The sequence below is a fragment of the Arcicella sp. GW821-FHT09D11 genome, assembly GCF_059416265.1.
In genome coordinates this window covers 122,568-141,006 of record NZ_JBWKOV010000006.1, presented here as the reverse complement: position 1 = coordinate 141,006, position 18,439 = coordinate 122,568, and the positions used below count along the sequence as shown (strand labels likewise).

Genomic DNA, 18,439 nt, shown 5'->3' with positions numbered 1-18,439 from the left:
AGCATTCAACAACAAACTACCAAAACTATGAATAACAATCCAAAAAGTATTAGACTCGTTTCCCTAGATGCACTCAGGGGTTTCGATATGTTTTGGATAATGAGTGGCGAACACATTATTCACGCTTTAGCAGAAACAACACATATTCCACTGTTTGAATGGATGTCTGAACAGTTACATCATACTGCTTGGAATGGGATTACTTTTTATGATATGATTTTCCCGCTTTTTCTTTTCATTGCTGGGGCATCTATGCCCTTTTCGATGCAGAAGAAAGTAAGTGAAACTTCTGTTGAGTCTGCCTATGAATTACCCAATGTAGTAAAAAGGTCACTATACGTTGCGATGATAAAACGAACGATAATATTGATATTTTTAGGCATAGTAGTAAACGGACTTTTTAAGTGGAATGGTTATGAACAGACACGCATTGCCAGCGTATTAGGCAGAATCGGCTTGGCTTGGTTTTTTGCAGGAATTATCTACTTGAATAACAATACATTGAAACAAATTTATTGGTTTGTATTTATTCTGGTAAGTTATTGGCTAATCATGAAGTTTGTGCCCGTACCAGGTTTTGGTGCAGGTGTACTCACCAAAGAAGGTTCGTTGGAATCGTATATTGATAGAATTTTATTACCAGGACGATTACATAGCAAAGTACATGACCCAGAGGGAATTTTGTCAACCATTCCTGCCATCGGAACGGCAATGTTAGGAGTATTCACAGCAACATTTTTAAAAGCAAAAAATACTTTTTCAGCTTATCAAAAGGTATTAGTGATGGTGACAGGTGCACTTATATTAATAGGCATAGGCCTATTATGGGATTATTCTTTTCCTATTAACAAACGCCTTTGGTCAAGTTCATTTGTATGTTTCGTTGGGGGATGTTCTATCTTACTTTTTACGTTGTTTTATTTGATAATTGACCTCTGGAAATGGCAAAAATGGGCGTTACCTTTCGTTTGGATTGGCTCTAATTCCATTTTGATTTATATGGCATCCGAAGGTATTATCAATTTTGGTTATACTGCTAATTTTTTATTCGGCGGACTCATATCTTACACGCCTGATATTTGGCAACCTGTCTTTACAGCTTGTGCTATTACATTTACTCAGATTATACTATTATATATTCTCTTCAAGAAGAAAGTTTTTTTGAAGATATAGATTTTATTACACAAGAATTAAGAAAAATAGACTAATAAAATAGTTCTACACTTAGATTTTTTTCCATAATTAAAGTGATTATCTCTACAATATTTTTGATATATTGGCTGTTACAATGAAACAACTCAATTAAGTATCTATCAAAAATGACAACAGAAATTCTTATCTCTCTCATTACACTTATCGTTCTTGAAATTGTATTAGGTATCGATAATATCATCTTTATTTCTATCCTATCCGATAAACTCCCCGTTGATAAACGTAAAAAAGCGCGTTTGGTTGGTTTAAGCTTGGCATTAATTACCCGTTTAATATTGCTTGCAGGGATTAGCTGGATTATGAAGCTCGACAAAACGCTTTTTGTAATTTCTGGGATTGATATTTCTGGAAAAGATTTAATTTTGATAGTCGGGGGCTTATTTCTATTGTACAAGAGTAACAAAGAAATCTTTGAAAAAACCGAAGATGAACACGAAGACAAACCCTTTGTTTATACGTCTTTTTCAAAAATTATTGGGCAAATTATTATCCTAGATTTAGTATTTTCTATCGACAGTATCATCACGGCCGTAGGTTTGGTTGATGAACTATGGGTGATGTATGCAGCCGTAATAGTTTCTATTTCAATTATGATGATGGTCGCTGGGACGATTAGCGCCTTTATTAGTAAACATCCATCTTTAAAAATATTAGCCCTTTGCTTCTTGATGATGATTGGCGTTACGTTGATAGCAGAAGGTTTAAACTTCCATATTCCTAAACAATATATCTATTTCTCCATGGCGTTTTCATTCTTGGTAAATGTGATACAGATTAGAAAAAATGCAAAGTAATAATATACAAAAAGGGCTTGATTTTAAAAATCAAGCCCTTTTTGTATATCTATTATCTTACTTCTCTTTACGCTCAATTTCTCTAAGGTTCTCTAATTTTTTATTTCTAAGAAAGCCCGTAATATCTTCAAAATGTTCTTTTACTCGTTTGTTTCCAAATTCAAACACTTTGGTGGCAAGTCCATCTAAGAAATCCCTATCGTGAGAAATCAGGATGATTGTACCTTCAAAACTCTTTAAAGCATCTTTTAGAATATCTTTCGTTTTTAAATCCAAGTGGTTAGTAGGTTCATCCAGAATCAAGAGGTTTACAGGTTCTAACAATAATTTCACCATTGCCAAACGTGTTTTTTCTCCCCCAGATAATACTCTTACTTTTTTGTTGACACTATCGCCCCCAAACATAAAGGCTCCGAGAATATCTTTGATTTTGGTACGTACTTCACCTACCGCAATATTATCAATGGTCTGAAAAACGGTTAAATCTTCATCCAATAATGAGGCTTGATTTTGTGCGAAATAGCCAATCATTGAATTGTGCCCCAATTTCAATTCGCCTTCAAAAGGTATTTCGCCCATAATGGCTTTTACCATCGTTGATTTACCTTCACCGTTCTTTCCAACAAAAGCTATTTTCTCTCCTCTTTCAATCGTTATTGAAGCATCTTTAAATACTACATGGTCACCATAACTTTTACTTACATTATCCACAATGACAGGATAATTTCCTGAACGGGGTGCTGGTGGAAACTTAAGATTTAGTGCGGAAGTGTCTATTTCGTCTACTTCTACAATCTCAATCTTCTCCAACATTTTTACCCTTGATTGTACCTGTAGTGTTTTCGAATACGTTCCTTTGAAGCGGTCGATAAACTCTTGGGTTTCAGCAATCATTTTTTGCTGGTCATTGAATTGCTTTTGTTGCTGTTCCTGACGCTCTTTTCGGAGTTGTAAATATTGAGAATAATTTACTTTGTAGTCATAAATACGTCCCATTGTCAACTCAATCGTACGGTTAGTAATATTATCGACAAAAGCTCTATCGTGAGAAATTACAATTACAGCTTTGGCATTATTAATTAAGAAATCCTCTAACCACTGAATCGACTCTATGTCCATGTGGTTGGTTGGCTCATCTAGTAATATCAAGTCTGGATTTTGTAATAAGATTTTCGCCAATTCTATTCTCATACGCCATCCCCCACTAAATTCGCTAGTTTGTCTCGTGAAATCTGAACGTAAAAAGCCAAGACCTAGTAAGGTTTTTTCTACTTCTGCATCAAAATTGATTTCTTCAATAGAATAATATTTTTCACTCAATTCAGATACCTTTTCGATAATCTGCATATACTCGTCTGATTCATAATCAGTACGTGTTTCTAGTTGAGTATTTAATTCATCTATCTCTGCTTTCATATTCAACACCGTAGAGAAAGCTTTTGATGTTTCTTCAAAAACAGTGTTTTTATCTTCTGTCAATAAATGCTGAGGTAAATAAGCAATTACTGCATCATTAGGAGCAGATATTTTTCCTTTGGTAGGTTTATCAACACCAGCTATTATTTTTAGGAGGGTAGATTTTCCCGCTCCATTTTTTCCCATCAGGGCTACTTTATCTTTGTCGTTGATGTTGAAAGTGACATCACTAAAAAGAGCTCTTCCACCGAACTCTACCGCTACGTTATCTATTGAAATCATTTTATTTTATTATGAAATACAAAGATAAGGAAAGTTTTTTGAGTGAGGAGTTTTGAGTTTTGAATGAGGAGTGATAAATTCTGTTTGTCTGATATAGAGAGGAATCATAACTATTTTCTAATGGAAAAGACAAGCTAAGTAAATGTATTCTTTTAAAATTTTTATCCGCAGATTTTGCAGATTTAAACCGCTGATTTCCTCAGATGTTGTTTTCTGCGTAAATCAGCGAAAAAATCTCTGTAAATCTGCGGGTAAAAAAATCATTAAATCATTCTTCCATTTTAGGTTTTGAAGCAGATTTAGCTTGGTTTAGTCGGTAAGTCAAAGTCAAATTGATTTGTCTTTGTCGAGGCAAAAAATCTCTATTTGAATAAAAATTAATGCCTTCGATAACTGTTCTAATTCGTCGACTATTGAATACATCAAGAATATTCAATGTTAATGTTCCTTTACCTTTTAGTACATCTTTATTCACAGCCAAGTCGGTGTAAAATAGGTATCCCCTCCTACCCTGCGGTAATTGTTGCGGTGCTTCGTAGTTGGCACGAACTTGTAAATCTATCCCATGAGGTAAATTAAATTTTGAAGTTTGTCGAGCAAACCAACTGTAAGTATCGCTCTTATAATTCCCTGAAACATTTGAACCATCAGTTATAGCCCTGAAGAAACTCCAACTCAAATCTAATTTCCACCATTTTTCAGGAGAATAGGTCGTAGCAAACTCAGCCCCAAAAGAGTTTTGTCCAACTAAATTCAAAGGTAAAGTCGTAGAAATACCTGCACTGTTTACCGAACGAATGGATTCTATTTTACCATCAGTTTGGCGATAATAAACTGATGAAGAAAGTGAGCCTTTTTCAAAATATTTCACATGACCTAATTCAAAGGCGTTCGTAAACTCAGGGTTCAAATTAGGATTTCCACTAAAATAATTTCTTTGGTCAGAGAAAGTAACGAAAGGACTTAAATCATTATACGTTGGTCGTCGAACTCTTCTTGAATATGAAATTTGTAAAGCATTTTCGTTTGGGAGATTTACAGTAAAATGTGTACTAGGAAAGAGATTAGCATATTTTCGTGGATTTACCTCATTGGTTTGTTTCAAGGTTGTCGTTACGTTTGTGAGTTCCGCACGTAGTCCTACTTGATATGAAAAGAGTTTGCCTTTATTGCCAATGATACCATAAACAGCCGAGATATTTTCGTTATAAACAAAATTATTAGTTAACCCTACAAGTGGCACAAAACTGCCAGATGCATCTTGTTGCGTAACGCTATAATCATTGGTCATGTCTCTGAAACTAGTTCTTAATCCAGTCTCAACTTTACCTTCTTTACTAATCGGCTGAATATAATCTACTTGTAGCAATACCTGTTTTTCGGCCTCATCATTAAGTGCTTTTTGTAGTTTGGTATTCGCTGGATTCGGTTTGCCATCTGCCCAAAAGCCATTTTGTTTAAATGTTTGGTCAGAACGTTCCCAATAATCTAAATAGCGAACGTCTGCAATTAATTCTTGCCCTTTTTTGTCAAAATTCTTCTTATAGGTTATCGAATATTCTGAATTGGGCTCTGTCTCTGTTTCATCTTGTTGACGATAGGTAAGCGTATGTAACGTTTCTGTTCTATTATTTGAATCATCATAAGTGAAATCTGTAATACGTCTTACATCACTCCTTCTGAATAAATACGAAGCCGTAAAAATATCTTTATCAGTTAAGAAAAAATCTAAGCCCCCTTTTATATTATTGTTCAAACCCTTTACACTTCCGCTATTGGTTTGGTTGAGGGTGAAAGTAGTATCATTAGAAAAAACGTTTTGAAATAATTTCCCATTTCCTCTTAAATCACGATACGAAATACCATAATTGATAAAGAAATTCACTTTTCTATGACGGTAATTCACATTGGCTGAAACTCCGTAGTTAGCAGGTGTCCCTGAGATTAATTCGAAAGAACCGTTAAAACCTTGTTTTTGTTCTTTTTTCAAAATGATATTAATAATACCTGACATACCTTCTGCTTCATAACGTGCCGAAGGATTGGTAATAATTTCAACTCTTTCTATCAAACTCCCTTGTAATTGCTGTAAACCTGCTCCACCTTTAAAACTAACTAAACCCGACGGTTTGCCATCTATCAAAATCCTGACATTATCGCTTCCACGCAATTTTACACCACCTTCGGCATCAACAGAAATAGAAGGAATATTACTAAGAATATCAGAAGCCGAGCCACCAGCATTCGATAAATCTTTGCCTACATTGAATATCTTTTTATCCAAAGCCAATTCCATCGTACTTTTTTCAGCTTGTACTACTACTTCTTCTAAGGTACTGCTCGACGAGCTTAACTGTATCAAGCCTAAATCTATCGTTTTCTTGTCTTTTGATATCGTAAAAACGGACGATTTAAAGGCTTTATACCCAATAAATTCTATCAAAGCATAATATGTACCATAAGGATTGGCAATAGAAAATTCGCCAGCATCACTAGCAATATTGCCCCCAACTAACTTTTGGTCAGCATTATTATAAATTCTTATGGTTGAAAAACTTAATGGGGTAGCCGTTTGGGCATCTTTCACTTGCCCTTTAATGATACCTTGCGTCATTCCAAAAAATGGTAGTAAAGTAAGGAGTATTAGTAAAAAGAGATGTTTTTGAGTTCTTGTAAAATATAACATATTGGATTATTAACGATTCATTGGATAAAAGGATGAGGTAAGTATTATTTACTGTGCAGTAATGATAAGCAATTTAGAAAAGTATTGAGACTTCTGTGGTGGGAATTGTAGGTAACAAATATTTAGTTCTCACCTAAGTTTTGTTATTTTGCTATCTTTATAAACTTTTTTTAGATTTTATAAGTTTATACATCATACTGTATAAAATCTGATTTTATTTATTGCTCTAAACAAAACGTAGTTTAATATTATCTAACAGTGTTAAATAGTTTATTTTATTAAAATGGCAAGTAAGGACAGGATATTAAGGTTGAAGGAAGAGACCCGAAATAATATATTAGATGCAGCATGCACGATTGTGAAGGAAGAAGGATGGCAAGGGTTAAGTTTGCGTAAAATTGCCGATGCCATAGAATATACCGCTCCAATTATTTATGAATATTTTGCTAATAAAGAAGCTATCCTTCAAGAATTAACTAAGAAAGGATATTTAGTATTGAATAAAGATTTGATTCAAGCAAAGAAAAGTAAACATAATCCAGCAGAACAATTAGAGGCTATGTGGCTGGCTTACTGGAAGTTTGCTTTTGAAAATAAAGAAATGTATCAGCTAATGTTTGGCGTGGAAATGACAACCTGCCACATGGTAGCTTTTCCAGAAGTACAAACGCCTTATCACCTGTTTACTGAAACGATTTTGGAAGTAATGGGCGATAAAAATCCAGACGAGGATATTATTTGTCAGAAATATTATACTTATTACTCAGTAGTACATGGATTAATTTCAATTAATCTCGTAGGTAATGGCTTGCCAAATGACATTAATCTTCAGATATTGAAAGATGCAATAACGGGTATCACAAGATCTTTAAATTAATTTTTTATAGAATATATGAGCTCAATAAAGGGTATTTATCCTATAAAAGAGTATTTTTATTTAACACTGTTAAATAATTTATTCTCATTAATGAACTAAAAATATTCAATATTGATTTTATATAATAAGGAGCAATATTTTTTTATATCATCATTTAACAGTGTTAAATTATTTATTCAGCATAGTTAAGCATCGCGAAACATCTTAGTAGGTCATGTAAAGATAAAATTTTTGAACAATTACTTAACACTGTTAAATAGTTAATCAATATTAAATATTCTCAAATTTTAAACTAAATAATCCTTATGAATAAACATCCTAAACACAGCAGTAATGTATTTCAAGGTAAATGCACTGCGAACAATCAATTCTAACATTGTTTTTAATTCCATTAAGTCAATCAAGTTTTAACAAATCAAATTAGTCATGAAGAATATATTCTTAAGTGTATTAATCATTTATACATTATCTGCTTGTTCAGAAAAGAAACCTATAGCCCAGACCGTTACCGCTCCTTCATTACCTGTTATCAATATTAACAGTACATCAGCACTCACTAGTTCTGAATATCCCGCTTCTATTCAAGGAGCAGTAAACGTTGAGATTCGCCCACAAATAAGTGGAAATTTAGAAAAAGTATTTGTCGATGAAGGGGTATACGTAAGCAAAGGTCAATCACTTTTTAAAATCAATGATTTACCATTCCGTGCCCAACTAAATAGTGCCATTGCTAGTCTTCATGCTGCAGAGTCGGCTGCAATTAATGCCCAATTAGAAGTAGATAAATTAACTCCACTGGTACAAAACAAAGTTGTTTCTGAATATCAATTGAAAACGGCTCAAGCTAATTATAAAACAGCCTTAGCCAATATTGCTCAAGCCAAAGCCATGGTTAATACTGCTGAAATCAATGTAGGCTATACGTTAATAAAAGCGCCAGTAAGTGGTTTTATAGGAAGACTTCCTAAAAAACAAGGTAGTTTGGTATCATCCGCCGATGTTGAAGCGCTGACACAACTTTCGGATGTTCATGAAGTACATGTGTACTTCTCATTGGGTGAAAGTGATTTTATTGCTTTCAAATCACAATATGAGGGTTTTTCAATCAGTGATAAAATCAAAAATCTCCCGCCAGTTTCTTTGATATTGCCTGACAATTCGGTGTATTCAGAAAAAGGAAAAATCGATATGGTAGATGGGCAATTTGATAAAAATACAGGTGCCATTACCTTGCGAGCCACCTTCCCCAATGCAAAAGGATTGCTCCGTTCGGGTAATACAGGCAAAGTAAATTTGAGCGTTCAGCATGAAAATGCCTTATTGATTCCTCAAGAGGCTACCATCGAAATTCAGGATAAAATATTTGTTTTTACGGTTGATAAAAGCAATAAAGTAACCAAACAGCCCATCACTATTGCTGGGAAAAGTGGTAACAATTATTTAGTGAAAGATGGCATAAAAGACGGGAATAGAATTGTATTCAAAGGTTTCGAAAATTTGCAAGAAGGCACCATCATTGCGCCTGAAAATACTGATAAAGAAGTTGCAAAAAACTAATTCACAAGTTATTCAATATCCATTATGTTTAAGAAATTTATAGACAGACCAGTTTTGGCAACTGTCATATCCATCCTATTGGTAATAGTAGGTGTTTTAGGCCTTGCTAAATTACCATTACAACAATTTCCTGATATTGCTCCGCCAGCGGTACAGGTAATGGCAATGTATCCCGGTGCTAATGCCGAAACAGTATTGCGTTCGGTAGCTCCTTCCCTTGAAGAATCAATCAATGGGGTAGAAAACATGAGTTACATGAGTTCAACTGCCAGTAATGATGGTTCATTAGTCATTACTGTATTCTTTAAATTAGGTACTAATCCTGACCAAGCTGCCGTCAATGTACAAAACCGTGTAGCCCAAGCGACCAGTCAGTTACCTGCCGAAGTTGTGCAAGCGGGTATTACTACTGCCAAACAACAAAATAGTTTGATGATGGTGGTTGATATGTATTCTGAAGATGAAAAGACGTATGACCAGACATTTCTAGCTAACTATGCTCAGATTAATATCATTCCTGAAATTAAAAGGATTCCGGGGGTTGGCCAATCGTTGATTTTTGGAGGTAATAAAGACTATTCAATGCGTGTGTGGCTTAATCCTGCTCAAATGACTAGCTATAACCTAACACCCAAGGAAGTAATGGCAGCTATTCAAGATAAAAACTTAGAAGCTGCCCCAGGAAAGTTTGGGGAAAGTAGCAAGGAGTCTTTTGAATATGTCATTAAATACAAAGGGAAACTGAATAAACCTGCTGAATATGAAAACATTGTAATTCGCTCTAATGCAGACGGTTCGGTATTACGCTTAAAAGATGTTGCCAAAATTGAATTTGGAGCCTATACGTATGGAAACTTTACAAGGGTAAATGGCAAGCAAGGTATCAATATTGCCACCATGCAATTGGCAGGTTCAAATGCCAACGAAATCCAGATTGCCATTGCAAAGTTAATGGAGAAGGCATCAAAAGACTTCCCTAAAGGCGTAAAACATCTTATCTTATACAATACCAAAGATTCTTTAGACCAATCTATCAATCAGGTAATCTCTACGCTGATAGAAGCATTTATCTTGGTGTTTATTGTAGTATTTATTTTCTTACAGGATTTTCGGTCAACGCTTATTCCTGCTATCGCAGTGCCAGTGGCTATTTTAGGGACATTCTTCTTTATGTCGCTTTTTGGTTTCTCTATTAACTTACTTACTTTATTTGCGCTAGTATTAGCGATTGGTATTGTAGTGGATGATGCCATTGTGGTAGTTGAAGCAGTTCATGCTAAAATGGAACATCGACAGCTTTCACCAAAAGTCGCTACTGCTTCGGCCATGAGTGAAATTACGGGAGCGATTATTTCAATTACATTAGTCATGTCGGCCGTATTTTTACCTGTTGGTTTTATGAGTGGCTCAACAGGGGTTTTCTACCGTCAGTTTGCTTTTACCTTGGCTATCGCCATTGTAATTTCAGCTATCAATGCCTTGACATTGAGTCCTGCGTTAGCAGCCTTATTTTTAAAAGCCAATCATTCACACCATACAAACGGTCATGAAAAAACTAGTTTTAAAGAGAAGTTTTTTATCGGTTTCAACAAAGGTTTTGATAAGCTTACTAATAATTATGTGAAAAGTTTATACTTTTTAGTAAGACACAGATGGTTAAGTATTAGCGGATTGGTAGTAGTTATCATAGCGACAGTCGTTATGGTAAAAAGAACACCGACAGGCTTTATTCCTTCTGAAGACCAAGGTTTTATCGCTATATCGCTTTCTATGCCTGCTGGTGCATCGTTAGAAAGAACTACGAATGTAATTCATCAAGCTGAAACCGTATTAGGCAGTATGGAGTCTAAAAAAACTTTGATGGGACTATCGGGCTTTAATATCTTGACACAATCATCAAGTCCTTCATCGGGTGTTGCTTTTGTATTGTTGAAACCTGCTAAAGAAAGAGGAGCCGTAACAGACATTAATGCAATTATGAATGAAGTAAGACAAAAGCTTGGTGGTATTAAAGGAGCTAATTTCTTTGTCTTTACTTTCCCAACCGTTCCAGGTTTTAGTAATGTTGATGGTTTGGATTTAGTACTACAAGACAAAACGGGCGGTAGTCTAGTTAAATTTAGTGAGGTCGGCAATAAATTCCTTGGTGAATTAATGAAAAGACCAGAAATCGCTTTTGCCTTTACTGCCTTTAAAGCCGACTATCCACAATACGATATGGAAGTGGATGATGTAAAAGCTGAACAATTAGGCGTAAGTGTAAAAGATATTCTTCAAACAATGCAAGCGTATTTTGGTAGTGCTCAGGCATCCGACTTTAATAGATTTGGGAAATACTACAGAGTAATGGTTCAGGCAGAAAAGAATGCCCGTACTGAACTCTCTGCAATGGACGGCATCTTTGTAAAGAATAGATTAGGTAACATGGTTCCTATCAATACTTTAGTAAAACTAACCCGTGTTTATGGTCCAGAAACGGCTTCCCGTTATAACCTTTTCAATTCAATTGGTGTAAATGCCATTGCCAAACCAGGTTATAGTTCTGGAGATGCAATTCTGGCAGTAGAAGAAGTTGCGAAACAACACTTACCAACAGGGTATTCTTTTGAATTTTCAGGGATGACCAAAGAAGAACTTTCTTCAGGTGGACAATCTACTGTCATCTTTATGCTTTCGTTATTATTTATCTATTTCTTATTGGCTGCTCAATACGAAAGCTACATCTTACCATTTGCCGTTATTCTATCTATTCCTACAGGGATATTCGGAGTATTTGTTGCGATTGGTTTGAAAGGAATAGAAAATAATATTTATGTACAAGTAGCCTTGGTTATGTTGATTGGTCTATTGGCTAAAAATGCTATTCTGATTATAGAGTTCGCCTTACAACGCAGAAAAGCAGGCAAGACGTTAGTTTCTGCATCAATAGAAGCTGCGAAACTCCGTTTAAGACCTATTATTATGACCTCCCTAGCTTTTGTAGTGGGCTTAATTCCGATGATGGATGCCAAAGGACCTTCGGCACAAGGTAATCACTCTATCAGTATTGGTGCAGCAGGTGGAATGGTCTCTGGCGTAGTCTTAGGCTTGTTTATCATTCCAGTGTTATTTGTAATATTTCAATATTTACACGAAAAAATTTCTAGCAAAAAACCAGAGATTAACTCTATCATTCATGAAGATTTAGTCGCTGCTTATAATTAAGCATACAATGAAAAATCATATAAAAATCTTGTCGATAATGCTTTTATTATCGACAGGTATCATTTCCTGCAAGGTTTCAAAAGATGTTAAAATCCCCGAAGACGCAATTCCTGTTACTTTCAGAGATGTAAGTATTCAAGATAGTACTACTAGTGTGGCAGATTTAAATTGGAGAGCATTTTTTACAGAAAATACCTTACAAAAACTAATTGATAGTGCCATTCATCGTAATAATGATTTATTGGTTGCTCAAAAAAATATCGACATCGCTCAGTTACAACTAAAGCAGTCTAAGTTTAATAATATTCCTAATCTGAATCTTCAAATTACTTCAAACTCTACCAATCCTTCCAACAACAGTTTGAATGGCATTAGTTTGAATCAATTTTTGAAAAAGGAACATATAGAAGACTTTACTGCGGCTGCAAGTTTATCTTGGGAAGCAGACATCTGGGGCAAAATTCGTAATCAAACGAAAACCACTCTCGCACAATATGCTCAGTCAGAGGAAGCCAAAAAGGCTTTGCAAACCACTATCGTAACCGCTGTTTCAAAGGGTTTTTATACTTTGTTGATGTTGGATGCCCAAGTGGAAATTGCTAGAAAAAATCTGGAATTAAGTGATAAAACTTTTTTTATGATTAATCTGCAGTTTGAATCAGGACACGTTTCATTATTAGCCAAACAACAAGCCGAAGCTCAAAGACTAGTGGCTGCACAATTGATTCCTTTGTTAGAACAGAACATCGTTATTCAAGAAAATGCGTTGAGTGTATTAACGGGAGGTTTTCCAAAAGTAGTTGAACGCAAAGTGATGTTGAGTGCGATTGAATCTAAAAACCAACTTTCAGTAGGTGTGCCGTCTGCCTTGGTTGGAAGAAGACCAGATGTCAAAAATGCAGAATTGATATTGCAGGAAGCCAATGCAAAAGTAGGTATCACAAAAGCTAGTTTATATCCTTCACTAACGATTACTGCCACTGGTGGCTTAAATGCTTTTGAAGCAAGTAATTGGTTTTCACTTCCTACTTCACTGTTCGGAGTGGTGGCTGGCGGAATTACCCAACCTTTATTAAATGGCAAAAGACTTAGTACGCAGTATGAAATTGCGAAAGTTCAACGAGAAAAAGCAGTAATTGGTTTCCGTCAATCTGTTTTAATTGCTACAGAAGAAGTTTCGGATGCGTTGATTAAAATACAAAAAATAGAAGAGCAAAACACGAAGCTTTCATTAAGAGTAAAAACTTTACAAGAAGCCATCGGCAATGCAGATATGCTGTTTAAAAGTGGCATGGCTAATTATTTAGAAGTAATTACAGCCCAAAGTAATTTACTACAAAGTGAATTAGAATTGGTTTCCTTGAAAAAAGCCAGACTAGAAGCAGATGTAGATTTATATAGGTCGTTAGGTGGTGGTTGGAAATAAGTAGCATTTACGATTTGTATTTAAACAAAACAGCTCAGCCATGTGGCTGAGCTATTTTGTTATTATCTAATATCCAGTATTCTGATACATTTTCACTGGATTTAATTTGTATTCGTCAGCAGGAATTGGGAATAAATAATCCTTCAAACCAAAGTTAGACACTTTAGCCGTTCCATAGTCTGCTTGAGCTTTGCTTTGGATATAGGAAACCAATTCGGTCGCTGTAAAGAAACGAAGTAAATCAAACCAACGATGATGTTCAAACGCCAATTCAACACGACGTTCGTGAAGAATTGCCAATTTTAACGTCGGGTATCTCTTAACGTAATCAGTATCGTTTTTCATTACTTCATAAGTAGGCATTTTGGCTCTTTCTCGTACTTGGTTTAAGTATTTAATCGCATTCGCTTCTTCACCTAAATACATACTTACTTCTGATAACATTAAAATTACATCAGCATACCTGATAATTGGCCAGTCGTTTCCGCCATAGCCGTTGGCCGTAGCTGCCGCACTAGCATCTCTGAATTTAGTAATATACCAATCTTTTACAGTAGCATCATTAGCATATTTGATAGAAAAATCCTTCCGTAAATCATTGGTTTCGTATTCTTTTACTAAATCAAGTTTTACATTTCCACCTACACCGCTACTTGGTTTCAACGAATTAATTGTTTCCCCTTTTGCTTGATTATTTGCCGCAATAGATGACGAATACGTTACGTCGCCTTGCTTATAAACAATCTGGAAAATGATTTCTGGATTAGTTGATTTTTTATTTACATCAAAAACATCAACATAAGGTATTTCCTTTAAATCCGTAAAGGCTCTCATGTTATAAGCTGTTGTTAAATACGCTTTTGCATTAGCTAAATTACTAGCACGGTTAGCTTGGTCTAAAGTGGTAGCCATTGTTAAGTACACCTGCCCCAATAAAGCGTTCGCTGCTGCTTTTGACACTCTTCCTTTACCCGTAAGTGGCTGTTGATTAGGCAATCCACTTGCTACAGCTTCTTTCAAATCTGCAATAATTTGTTCATATACTTTTTCTTTTTTCTCACGGAAAGTATTAGCAACAATCTCTTCAGAATTTAGTTCTTTAGTAACCAAAGGTACATCACCCCATTTTCTTACTAAATGAAAGTAAATCATCGCACGAACAAACTTTACTTCTGCATTATAAATATCTTTATTGGCAACAGTAGTAAAAGTTACTTTATCAATATTTGAAGTAACCTGATTACAGCGTACAATTGTTTGATATAACGACAACCAATGGCTTTTTAAATACGTGTTACTTGGCAAAATAGAAAAATCATTGAACTGAAAAGGCTCCCCTGCATTCGACTGGTTATCATTTCTACCAGCATCATCCGAACGTTCGTCGGTATAAAGTCCGCTGTTTTCACCAATGTTATTTGAGCTACGAAGCGATTGGTACACACCATTGACTGCTTGAAGCACATCATTTTCTGTACGAAAATAATCAGAAGCCGCTACAGAGTTAGGGTCTGTTTGTAGGACAAAATCATCACTACAACTTGCAAGGGCTGTCGCCATTACAAGTAATACTATTAGTTTCTTTATCATTGTTTTAATATCGTTAAGGTGATTTTCAAGAAAGAATCACAAGAGATTTCTTTCCCTTGAAAATCAATTTAGAATGTCAATTTTGCACCTATATTATAAGCTCTCATCAAAGGATATTTTCCGTAATCAACACCTGGTGTAAGATTCGCTCCGTCGTTATAATCAACTTCTGGGTTATAGCCTTTGTATTTAGTGATGGTAAATGCATTATCCACTCCTACATAAATTCTAGCATTCGATACTGATTTTTGTTTTCCTAACCATTGGGTTGGCAAAGTAAATCCTAAGGTAAGGTTAGTACAACGTAAGAAAGAGCCATCTTGTAAATAGAAACTTGAAAGACGAGTACTATTACTTTGTGTACCACCACGAGAAGCACGATATACCGAACCATCTCCAGGTTCTGTTTCTGAACGATAACGATTTGCTACCGAAGCATATTGATTACCAGAACCTTCCATGTTATAAACATAGTAATCTTGTCCGTCTAATACTTGATTACCATAAGACCCATTGAAAGATGAACTTAAATCAAAGTTTTTATAGGTTGCTGATAACGCAAAGCCATAAGTAAATTTGGCGTAAGGCGTACCAATAACCGTTTTATCTAAATCGTTTACTACTCCATCACCATTTACATCTTCAAAATAAATATCCCCTGGCTTTAAAGTATTGCTGGATGCAGTTGAGCGAGCAGGACCTTTGATTTTATACCCTGCTGGGAAAGACTGTGTAGCCGTATTATACACTAAGTTATCAGCCGCTAAATTATCCATGTCCGACTGGCGAACCATTCCTTTTACCTTAAAACCGTAGAACATACCTATTGGCTGGCCTTGCATAGTGATGTGTGTTAAATACGAACGCTCAGCACCATTAGTAATAATCGTGTTAGCACCACCAAGGTCTAATACCTCATTACGGTTAATTGAGATATTACCGCTTAAATTAACTCTTAAATCGCTGTTCTGTATGATACGTGTGTCAATCTGCAAGTCTAACCCTTTATTCTGTACTTTAGAGTTTCTTAGATTTGTTAACATCGTTGCAGCACCAGAAATCGCAGAAACGGGTTGATTAAACAATAAATCTGATGACTGGCTGATATAATAGTTAGCCATTACAAAAACACGATTATTGAATAAACCGATGTCTGTACCAAAGTTGAACTGAGAAGTAGACTCCCACCCTAAGCGTTGGTCGCGAATCGTATTTGCATAAACAGCAGACTGTATCGTTCCATTGCCAAAAACGACTCCTGTGGGGCTAGACATCGTCTGTAAATAATTATAGTTACCAATATTATTGTTACCACTTAATCCCCAGCTAGCACGTACTTTCACAGAAGTTTGCTCTCCGAATCTATCCGCATAGAAAGGTTCTTGAGAAAGATTCCAGCTAGCTGAAACAGAAGGGAAATTACCCCAACGATTCAAAGGACCAAAACGAGAAGAAGCGTCACGTCTAAAAGAAGCCGTTAAGAAATATCTATCTTTATAATTATAAGCCACACGTGCTAAATACGAAAGTAAAGTAGCTGTTGATTTACCTGTGTTACTATTCAAGGTAAATAAGGTAGCATCAGCCCCTTTTCCTGTAATCTCTTCAATTCTATCATTCTGAAAACCTTTAGCAGTTACGCTAATCACATCAATATCAAGCTCTTGAGCAGTATAACCAGCCAAAGCATTAATAGTATGATTTCCGAATTTACCATTATAATTCAAGGTAAACTCTGCCAATTTATCCATTTCAGATCTAGTCTGAGCAACAGCGTTAGCAGCAGCAATAGATTGCGGAGACCCTGGAGCATTAGCACCATTACTCAAAGAGGTCGGCAAATAGAATTCATATTTTTCATTATAAGTCTGCAAGCCTACATTTACTTTAGCAAATAAGCTTGGTACAATTTCATACGTAGCATTTCCACTAAAAGTACCACGAACGCCTTTACGAGAAATATGGGTTTCAGTTGCCAACGCTACAGGGTTTTCTACCGATTGGTAAGCATACAACGCAGATTTAGCGGCCGCCTCATTTTTCTTTAAGCTACCATCTTCGTTATAAGCAGCAAAAAATGGCATATAAATTAAAGCTCCAAGAATTGGGCCTTGGTTGAAACGTCCTTCTTGTACTTCACGGTTTTCATTTGAAGTAACCGCTAAGTTCCCTGCTACTCTTAATTTTTTGCTTACTTGTCCGTCAATATTGGCACGAAAATTAATGCGTTCCTGCTTCGTACTTTTAATAATACCGGGCTGATTTAGATAACCACCACTGATGGCATAACGTGTTGAACTATTTCCACCCGAGAAAGATAAATTATGACGTTGTGCTAGCGATGTCTGATAAAGCTCATTCTGCCAATCAGTATCAATCTTTGGTTTAATCAATGTTTGTGTACCAAAATTATAGAATTCTTCAGGAATACTTACCGAAGAAGCATTTCCTACTTTAGCAACTCTGGTAGCATTATCATCAGAGAACATCGCATCTGACCATACTTTTCCTGAGTTCACGATTAAATCACGATAAGTATTATTATGACCATCAATTAATAATTGTGCAAATTGTTCTGAGTTCAACAAATCTACTTTTTTACTTAACTGATTCAGACCATACTGTACATCATACTGAAACTGACCTGTGCCTTCTTTTCCTCTTTTGGTAGTAATCAGCACTACACCGCCTGAAGCTCTTGAACCATAAATCGCAGCAGAAGCAGCATCTTTTAAAATGTCGATTGACTCGATATCGTTTGGATTGATGAATAAGTCATTTCCTACAGGATAGCCATCTACTACATAAAGGGGGTCAGAACTCGCATTGATTGACCCTACCCCACGGACACGAATTTTGGTGCTTACATACGGTGCACCGCTCACTTGTGATACTTGTACCCCTGCTACTTTCCCTACTAAAGCCTGACCAACAGTTGGCGTACTAAGGTTTAATTCTTTAGCCTTTACGCTAGAAATTGCTCCTGTTACGTCACCTTTACGCACTGTTGAATAACCAATGGCTACTACTTCTTGTAACTCTTGTGAATTCTCGGTCAACTTAACATTGATTACAGCCGATTTTCCAACAAGTATTTCTTTTGATTCGTAGCCTACAAAAGAGAATACCAACGTTGTTCCTTCGTTCGCTGTAATTGAATATTTACCATTAGCATCTGTAACTGTTCCTTTTTTTGCCGTTTTATCAAAAACGTTTACGCCTGGCATCGCTTGCCCTATTTCATTCGTCACGGTTCCTGTTACAGGTACCGCCATTTGTCTCTGCTGTGTAAAAGCATTTGCTTTTACCGCCCCAATTACTTGAGAACCAGCCATTACAATTAACAGCAGGACTCTTAGCCACATCTGCTTTTGTAGTTGTTTTTGCATTTTAAA

General features: G+C 35.7%; 10 protein-coding genes. 6 read left to right on the top strand and 4 right to left on the bottom strand.

Annotated elements, in window-relative coordinates; translation table 11 throughout:
- The first annotated feature begins 27 nt into the window (after positions 1–27).
- Both AC07N0_RS17655 and AC07N0_RS17650 read left to right on the top strand, forming a co-directional pair.
- Complete coding sequence (locus AC07N0_RS17655) at positions 28–1,173, top strand: acyltransferase family protein (RefSeq protein WP_494590240.1); 1,146 nt, start codon at positions 28–30, stop codon at positions 1,171–1,173.
- Between the two features lie 146 nt (positions 1,174–1,319).
- Complete coding sequence (locus AC07N0_RS17650) at positions 1,320–2,006, top strand: TerC family protein (protein ID WP_492803743.1); 687 nt, start codon at positions 1,320–1,322, stop codon at positions 2,004–2,006.
- A gap of 57 nt (positions 2,007–2,063) precedes the next feature.
- Here AC07N0_RS17650 and AC07N0_RS17645 read toward each other — a convergent pair whose 3' ends face one another.
- Both AC07N0_RS17645 and AC07N0_RS17640 read right to left on the bottom strand, forming a co-directional pair.
- Entirely contained in the window at positions 2,064–3,704 is a 1,641-nt protein-coding gene (locus tag AC07N0_RS17645) for an ABC-F family ATP-binding cassette domain-containing protein (RefSeq protein ID WP_494590239.1), read from the bottom strand.
- Positions 3,705–3,972: 268 nt separating this feature from the next.
- Positions 3,973–6,318, bottom strand: coding sequence for a TonB-dependent receptor (locus tag AC07N0_RS17640; protein WP_494590238.1), 2,346 nt, complete (start codon positions 6,316–6,318; stop codon positions 3,973–3,975).
- Positions 6,319–6,673: 355 nt separating this feature from the next.
- Here AC07N0_RS17640 and AC07N0_RS17635 point away from each other — a divergent pair, with 355 nt between their 5' ends.
- From AC07N0_RS17635 to AC07N0_RS17620, 4 genes are all read left to right on the top strand, one after another.
- Positions 6,674–7,267: a TetR/AcrR family transcriptional regulator gene (locus AC07N0_RS17635; protein WP_494590237.1), complete on the top strand. Its 594-nt coding sequence runs from the start codon at positions 6,674–6,676 to the stop codon at positions 7,265–7,267.
- Between the two features lie 426 nt (positions 7,268–7,693).
- Positions 7,694–8,824 (top strand): efflux RND transporter periplasmic adaptor subunit, encoded by a 1,131-nt coding sequence (locus AC07N0_RS17630; RefSeq protein WP_494590236.1) that lies wholly within the window; start codon positions 7,694–7,696, stop codon positions 8,822–8,824.
- 24 nt (positions 8,825–8,848) lie between these two features.
- Complete coding sequence (locus tag AC07N0_RS17625) at positions 8,849–12,028, top strand: efflux RND transporter permease subunit (protein WP_494590235.1); 3,180 nt, start codon at positions 8,849–8,851, stop codon at positions 12,026–12,028.
- Between the two features lie 7 nt (positions 12,029–12,035).
- Complete coding sequence (locus AC07N0_RS17620; protein WP_494590234.1) at positions 12,036–13,454, top strand: efflux transporter outer membrane subunit; 1,419 nt, start codon at positions 12,036–12,038, stop codon at positions 13,452–13,454.
- Positions 13,455–13,520: 66 nt separating this feature from the next.
- Here the strand turns inward: AC07N0_RS17620 and AC07N0_RS17615 are convergent, their stop codons facing one another.
- Positions 13,521–15,044, bottom strand: coding sequence for a RagB/SusD family nutrient uptake outer membrane protein (locus tag AC07N0_RS17615; protein WP_494590233.1), 1,524 nt, complete (start codon positions 15,042–15,044; stop codon positions 13,521–13,523).
- A gap of 68 nt (positions 15,045–15,112) precedes the next feature.
- Positions 15,113–18,433, bottom strand: coding sequence for a SusC/RagA family TonB-linked outer membrane protein (locus AC07N0_RS17610; protein WP_494590232.1), 3,321 nt, complete (start codon positions 18,431–18,433; stop codon positions 15,113–15,115).
- Positions 18,434–18,439: the final 6 nt, after the last annotated feature.

Bases quoted from the DNA above. Each gene is read 5' to 3' on its own strand.
- AC07N0_RS17655 (WP_494590240.1), top strand. From the start codon at position 28: ATGAATAACAATCCAAAAAGTATTAGACTCGTTTCCCTAGATGCACTC.
- AC07N0_RS17650 (WP_492803743.1), top strand. From the start codon at position 1,320: ATGACAACAGAAATTCTTATCTCTCTCATTACACTTATCGTTCTTGAA.
- AC07N0_RS17645 (WP_494590239.1), bottom strand. From the start codon at position 3,704: ATGATTTCAATAGATAACGTAGCGGTAGAGTTCGGTGGAAGAGCTCTT.
- AC07N0_RS17640 (WP_494590238.1), bottom strand. From the start codon at position 6,318: ATGACGCAAGGTATCATTAAAGGGCAAGTGAAAGATGCCCAAACGGCT.
- AC07N0_RS17635 (WP_494590237.1), top strand. From the start codon at position 6,674: ATGGCAAGTAAGGACAGGATATTAAGGTTGAAGGAAGAGACCCGAAAT.
- AC07N0_RS17630 (WP_494590236.1), top strand. From the start codon at position 7,694: ATGAAGAATATATTCTTAAGTGTATTAATCATTTATACATTATCTGCT.
- AC07N0_RS17625 (WP_494590235.1), top strand. From the start codon at position 8,849: ATGTTTAAGAAATTTATAGACAGACCAGTTTTGGCAACTGTCATATCC.
- AC07N0_RS17620 (WP_494590234.1), top strand. From the start codon at position 12,036: ATGAAAAATCATATAAAAATCTTGTCGATAATGCTTTTATTATCGACA.
- AC07N0_RS17615 (WP_494590233.1), bottom strand. From the start codon at position 15,044: ATGATAAAGAAACTAATAGTATTACTTGTAATGGCGACAGCCCTTGCA.
- AC07N0_RS17610 (WP_494590232.1), bottom strand. From the start codon at position 18,433: ATGCAAAAACAACTACAAAAGCAGATGTGGCTAAGAGTCCTGCTGTTA.